4 protein-coding genes and 2 pseudogenes are annotated in these 5,951 nt (G+C 60.1%); 1 reads left to right on the top strand and 5 read right to left on the bottom strand.

Annotated features, from left to right (window positions below):
* Window positions 1-65: 65 nt before the first annotated feature.
* Genes X760_RS73250 through X760_RS73260 form a run of 3 tightly spaced genes read right to left on the bottom strand, consistent with a single transcriptional unit; the run spans window position 66 to window position 2,994 of the window.
* Window positions 66-548, bottom strand: a complete 483-nt coding sequence (locus X760_RS73250; RefSeq protein WP_023723195.1) for a hypothetical protein — start codon at window positions 546-548, stop codon at window positions 66-68.
* Complete coding sequence (locus tag X760_RS73255) at window positions 545-2,014, bottom strand: NAD(P)/FAD-dependent oxidoreductase (protein WP_023723196.1); 1,470 nt, start codon at window positions 2,012-2,014, stop codon at window positions 545-547. Before X760_RS73255 ends, X760_RS73250 begins: the two co-directional genes overlap by 4 nt.
* Window positions 2,011-2,994, bottom strand: coding sequence for a LysR family transcriptional regulator (locus X760_RS73260; RefSeq protein ID WP_023723197.1), 984 nt, complete (start codon window positions 2,992-2,994; stop codon window positions 2,011-2,013). The genes X760_RS73255 and X760_RS73260 overlap by 4 nt, the downstream gene beginning before the upstream one ends.
* A 230-nt stretch (window positions 2,995-3,224) precedes the next feature.
* On the opposite strand from X760_RS73260, the gene X760_RS73265 reads away from it, so the two are divergent.
* Window positions 3,225-4,295, top strand: coding sequence for an NAD/NADP-dependent octopine/nopaline dehydrogenase family protein (locus X760_RS73265; RefSeq protein ID WP_031195544.1), 1,071 nt, complete (start codon window positions 3,225-3,227; stop codon window positions 4,293-4,295).
* A gap of 755 nt (window positions 4,296-5,050) precedes the next feature.
* On the opposite strand, the pseudogene X760_RS76010 reads toward X760_RS73265, so the two are convergent.
* Together X760_RS76010 and X760_RS0140660 are read right to left on the bottom strand one after the other, a co-directional pair.
* A pseudogene (locus X760_RS76010) lies at window positions 5,051-5,383 on the bottom strand (transposase); the annotation flags it as partial.
* 26 nt (window positions 5,384-5,409) lie between these two features.
* Window positions 5,410-5,951, bottom strand: a pseudogene (locus tag X760_RS0140660) (DDE-type integrase/transposase/recombinase); the annotation flags it as partial.

A 5,951-nucleotide genomic window follows, 5' to 3' on the forward strand; every position in this document is an offset into this window, starting at 1 on the left:
CTCGGAGAGCTCGACCGGTGCGATGTGGGGATGCCAATTGAGCGGCTTCAGGCGAACAGAGGAAATCATGCCAACCTCAACAATCGCAGACCGGTCGCCACTCGGGTCTGAAAATTGACGAACGCAATCAGTTCGGAGAGTGCGACGATCTGAGGATTGTTCAGTCCGGCCGCAGCGAGGAGGGCGATGTGGCTCGCCTCCGCCTTTTTCGGCATCAGCGTGATCAGGTCGACGTGACGGGCGATGGTCGCCAATGGCTCATCGAGATCCGTTTCGCCCCGAGCCAATGCCCTGAGCTGCTCTGTCGGACCAAGTTGGGCCAGTTGCACATCATATTCGGCCATCAGGACGGGATCGGCATTCAGAGCGGCCATGCGACGGGCCAGAGCAACCCTCAAATTCGGCGCCAGCCCCTGATCGTTTGCCGGCTGCAGGACGGAGAGGCGACATTCCTCCGCCCCTTGCACAAATTCGGGCCGAAACCGCCGCGCAGCGAAAAGTGCATCGTTCGGCGAAATACCGGCGGCCTTGTCCATTGCGTCGATCACAGCGCGGCCTCCTTATGCAGCAAGGGTGTTGAATCGACCCATTCGTCGCCCAGAAGCTCGGGCGTGTCGTAGGCGATCAGATTGGCGAAGTGGGTTTCGACATCTTCGGCAAACAGCGACGCGGCAATGCCGCGGACCAGACGGTCGGCACCGGCACTGACGGCCGGGATATCGCCGGAGACCTTGCCGTGGGTCAGCATGGCGGCATCGTTGAAGCAGTGGATATGTGCTAGCATCGGGCAGGAGCCGGGAACGTGTTCGCGAAATTCGAAGGCGGGACCGAGATCTGGCGCCTCCGACATGCCTGTACGAGCCGGCCCCATATCCGGTGTATATCGGCCATCCGACCAGGTGCGGATGTGTGGGGCGAGTGCTGCAAATTCCGGGCGGTCGCTGAAATCGTTTGAAAAGCCGGTTGCCGCGATCATGAAATCGTAGCGCATCGGCCCTTGTGTGGTTTCGACCAGAAGGCCTTCGGCATCTTCCTTTACCGCGACTATGCCGCAGTCGAGAAAGAACCGGGCATTCGCACGACGAGACACCCGAAGCGTCGATGAACGCGGCGGCGGTGTTTGGGTCGAGGCGGTATAGTCGAAGAATTTCCACTTCCAGGCATCGGGCAGGTGATAAATGCCATGTACAACGCCCTGGCTGCCTATGCCGGTCAGCTTGTTGATGCGCGGCATTTCCTTGCGCCGGATCAACATGTCGACCGAGCCGGCTCCGGCCTCGAGCGCCGTCGCGGCATTGTCCATCGAAGAGGCACCGGCGCCGATAACCGCCACACGCTTACCTTTCAGTGCGTCGAAATCGATGTCGTCGGCAGAATGGGCCCAATAGGCGCGATCGATGCCCCTGAGGAAATCGGGCACGGCAAAACCGCCGAGACCGGACCGACCGGTGGCCAGAACGAGGCGACGGGTGAGAACCCGGCCGGCTTCCGCGCCCTCGATATCGATTGCAATCAGATCACCAACGGCTGCGACGCCGGTCATGCGCACGCTGTTGCGCACCGGCAGACCAAGAACCTTCCGGTACCAGACCAGGTAGTCCATCCACTGGCCCTTGGGGATTTTGTCCAGCGACTGCCAGGCCTCAGGTCCCCATTGTGCCGTAAACCAGGCCCGGAACGTGAGCTGCGGCAGCCCGAGCGACGGACCGTGGAGGGTTTTCGGCGAGCGCAGCGTCTGCATACGCGCAAAAGTTACCCATGGTCCTTCGAGCCCGGCCGGAGCCGCATCGTAGGCAACGACATTGGTTATCCCGGTCAGCACAAGCTTTGCCGTAGCAGCAAGTCCGCACATGCCGGCGCCAATGACAACGACGTCACGGACCGGGGCGCTATCGTGCGTGCGCTTGGGGACCCAAGGCTTGGCGGGCAGCTCGAGAAAGTCGAGATCCTGCGCGAGCTGGGCTTCCAGCGCGGCAAGGCCGCTCGATGCTGCCGGGGTGGGAATATGCTTCATATTCCCGTCCCGTTATTTGTGCCCGAGGCGGGATCGGTGACCAATTGGCCGGCCAAAGCTGGATCGAGTTTCCTGAAACCGGCGATCGACCGTTCAGCCACCGCTTCGACCGCATCCATCAGCGCCTGCGCAACTGGACGAAGGGGACGGTTTGAGGCAGCCACAACACCCCAATAAAAGAGAACGGTTACGTCGAGAGGGCGAATGACGACACCGGGCAGGGGCACGCCGTATGCCGTGAGGGGATCGATGACAGCCGCGACCCCAGTCTGACGCACGATCTGCAACGCGCCATAGGCAGTATTGGTCCGGATCACTGGGCCGGTGTCGATGCCGCGAGCCGCCAGCGCTTTGGCGACGTGCAACTGAAAACGCAGTGGATTGAGCAGCGTGGCGACGCGGCGGCCGGCAAAACCCGAAAGCGGCACGACATCAAGTTCAGCCAGCGGATCGTCCTCCCGCACGGCAGCGACGTCAGGCGCCGAGTACAGCCGTAGAACATCCAGACCGGGCGTATCGAGCGGCAGGCTTGAAAACCCGATCTCGGCGCGTCCGCTGCGCACCTCCTGGGCTACGATCGAAGGAAGAAATTGCCCGAGATGCGTCTCGTGTGGAAGCTCGGCACCTTGGAGCTCGGCCAGGGCCGTCGGGATCAAGCCGGTCCCGATCGCAGATGTTGTGACAATCTGCAGGATCCGTCCCCTGCCGGCGGCGATCATTTTGGCTCGCGCTGCGAGTTCGGTGAAGGACATCAGCAGGCGCCGCGCTTCCTCTTCAAAGGCGACTCCCTCTTCAGACAACTGCACCCGTCGGCCGATCCGGTGCAGCAATTCGAAGCCAAGCTCGGCCTCGAGATCCTGAATCGTGCGTGTCACCGCAGGTTGGGAGCGCCCGAGCATGTCAGCCGCCTTGGTGATGCTGCCGCTGGCGGCAACCGCAAGAAAAGTCTGAAGGTCCCGGGTTTCCATGGTCTCCTTCATGCGCAATCCGTATGATTGACATCGTCTCATTCGTTTTTGATATATGTCAAGCGGAAACTAATGTTCGTTGCGGCTTTGTGCATTTGGCCGGCTTCAGAGCCGGAATCCCTGGCGGAGGCGGACGAGGACGGCAGACGCGACTCCGGCTTGCGGAACCTCCTGATGAAAACTTTCATGTGTGACGACGGCAAGGATTCTCGAACCACAAAGCCAGCAACAGGAGGAATATTATGCGCGTGAGTATTCTGGGCGCCGGAGCAATTGCTTATGGCCTTGCCGCGTATTTGGCAGGATCGGGACATTCGCCAACGCTTTGGTCACCGTCGGGACAGCGCACCAGGGCGTTGGCTGCGGGTGAATTATTGAAAGCCACAGGGGATATAGACGCGACGGTGCTGGTGCGCATTGCCAAGGATTGCACGGATGCCGTCGCCAACGCGGACGTGGTGGTGATTGCGCTTCCGGCCTACGGCCACAAGATGGTGATGGATGCCGCCGCCCCCCATCTGATTGATGGAATCCCGGTCATCATCAGTTCGCATTGTTCGTTCTCGGCGCTTTATCTCTCCAAGCGGTTGGCCGAACGCAAGGTCTCGTTGCCGATCGTCGTTTGGGGCACAACACTATTGACTGGCCGCCAGCTCGGACCAACCGAAGTCCATGTCACCGCCATTCGCCAGAAGCTTGACGTGGCGACGCTGCCTTTCAGTTACCAGGATCAAGGACACGAACTTTGCACGACCTTGTTCGGCGATCGTTTCGTCCAGCGCGACGGGATGCTTGCGATCGCGCTCAGCAACCTCAACCCGCAAAACCATCTAGGTATTGCGCTTCTTAACCTGACACGCATGGAGAAGGCCGAGCAATGGAGCCAGGGGGGAAACGTCACTCCCGCCGTCGGCCGTCTTATCGAGGCTCTGGATGCCGAGCGGCTGGCCATCGCGGCCCATTTCAGCATCGCCGTTCGCACCGTCAGAGAGCATTTTTCACTGTCGTTCCATGTTCCGATGGGAACCGTTTCGGAGATGAACCAGGAGATGGAGCGCCAAGGCCGTGGCGGCTTTGGCCCAACAACCATCGAAAGCCGCTATATTCTAGAGGATGTTCCGTTCGGACTGCTGCCGACCGTACTACTGGGGAAGCTAACGGGGAAACCGGCGATACTCCACGAGTCCGGAGTTTCGATATTATCGGCAGCTTGTGGTCGCGATCTCAAGGCAGATAATGATATTCTTCCTGCGGTCGGCATCGAGGGAATGGCAAAAGCCGATCTTGAAAACCTTTGCCGTAAGGGATTCTAACAACTCTTCACAATGGAAACAGTGGAAGTCAGCAATAGCCAATATACCCGATAAGCCGGCAATGCGCCGGCGAGCAGGACATGGTTTCGGCATTCCTTGAAACGTTTCGTCCGCGCCTCTGACACTGAGCCGCCGGACTTAGGCCTCTCTCCATTGTTGTTGAGCCGGTCCTCATTCGGAGTTGTCGTCACTAGTTTCGCCACCAAATGCGAGAACATACGAAGGATATGGTTGGGCTAACCACCCGCTAAGTAGTTGTTTTTGTTGAAAAGACCACGTCGCTCCGGGCCCACCATTGTCGTTATTTATCAACGTGTTAGAGGTTATTTGTGCCCTCGGTTAGCCAAGTCCAAGATGGCGAACCTGCACGCATCGCTTTTGATTTCATTGACTTGTTGTGGGCTACTGACAATCGGAAGAGGCGGGTGAGGAGATGGTGGTCTACCACTCGTCGAGGTTTCGCAAGTAGCAGCTTTTGGTTGCGCCTAGCCTACTCCGATAACATAGCGAGCACTTGCTGCATGAGATCGCGCCAGATCACCGGCCGCAGATGGTAAGGTCAGGAGGGAGGATAAGGTCGGCCCGTTGCACGGCAGGTCGTCGGACGGCTTGGTCGCGTCATGAGACGACATTTGCATCTTGTGCGACGAGCGTCGCGATCCGACCCGTTTGCTGTCGTCCGGAACGCTCTCATTCGAAGCGCTTAAGTGCATTCCGTTCATTCATTTTCGAGCATGTGACCTTGCCCCCAGTTTCTATCCAGTTTTGAGTTCGTTTCCGGCGTGGGTTGTGCCCTGCTGGGCGGGTGAAGGGACGGGCGCTGGCGCGGAGCCTTTGGCATAGCGCAGCGCGAGCGACCGTCGCGGATTGAAGGTGCCGGCGAACTCGGCCGGTGTCTGCCAGGCGATTTGGGAGTGCGGCCGCGCGGTGTTGTAATCGGCGCGCCACAGGGCGATGGCTACGCGCGCCTGAGCCAGCGAGGTAAACAGCGTCTCGTTGAGCAGTTCATCGCGCAGTCGGCCGTTGAAGCTCTCGATGAAGCCATTCTGCATCGGCTTGCCGGGCGCAATGTAATGCCATTCGACGCGGCTCNACACGACGCCTCTTCCGATCTCTCGTTGAGCAGTTCATCGCGCAGTCGGCCGTTGAAGCTCTCGATGAAGCCATTCTGCATCGGCTTGCCGGGCGCAATGTAATGCCATTCGACGCGGCTCTGATCCGCCCAGGAAAGGATGGCGTTCGAGGTGAACTCGCTGCCATTGTCGCTGACGATCATCCTCGGCCGGCCGCGCTCGGTAATGAGCCGGTCCAATTCGCGGGCAACCCGCATGCCCGAAAGAGACGTATCAACGATGAGTGCCAGGCACTCTCTCGTGCAGCCGTCGACGACGGCCATGATGCGGAAGCGGCGCCCGTCGGTGAGCTGGTCCGATACGAAGTCGAGCGACCAGCGCTCGTCGGGCCTCAGCGNCAGGATGCGGAAGCGGCGCCCGTCGGTGAGCTGGTCCGATACGAAGTCGAGCGACCAGCGCTCGTCGGGCCTCAGCGGCACCAGCATCGGCGCCCTGGTCCCGATCGCCCGCTTGCGGCCGCCACGGCGACGAACGGCGAGCTTCTCCTCCCGATAAAGCCGGAACAGCTTCTTGTGGTTCACGA

This window comes from Mesorhizobium sp. LSHC420B00 (assembly GCF_000503055.1).
Lineage (GTDB): Bacteria > Pseudomonadota > Alphaproteobacteria > Rhizobiales > Rhizobiaceae > Mesorhizobium.

Coding starts and splice junctions, on each gene's coding strand:
- X760_RS73255 (WP_023723196.1), bottom strand. CDS start 2,014: ATGAAGCATATTCCCACCCCGGCAGCATCGAGCGGCCTTGCCGCGCTG.
- X760_RS73265 (WP_031195544.1), top strand. CDS start 3,225: ATGCGCGTGAGTATTCTGGGCGCCGGAGCAATTGCTTATGGCCTTGCC.
- X760_RS73260 (WP_023723197.1), bottom strand. CDS start 2,994: ATGAAGGAGACCATGGAAACCCGGGACCTTCAGACTTTTCTTGCGGTT.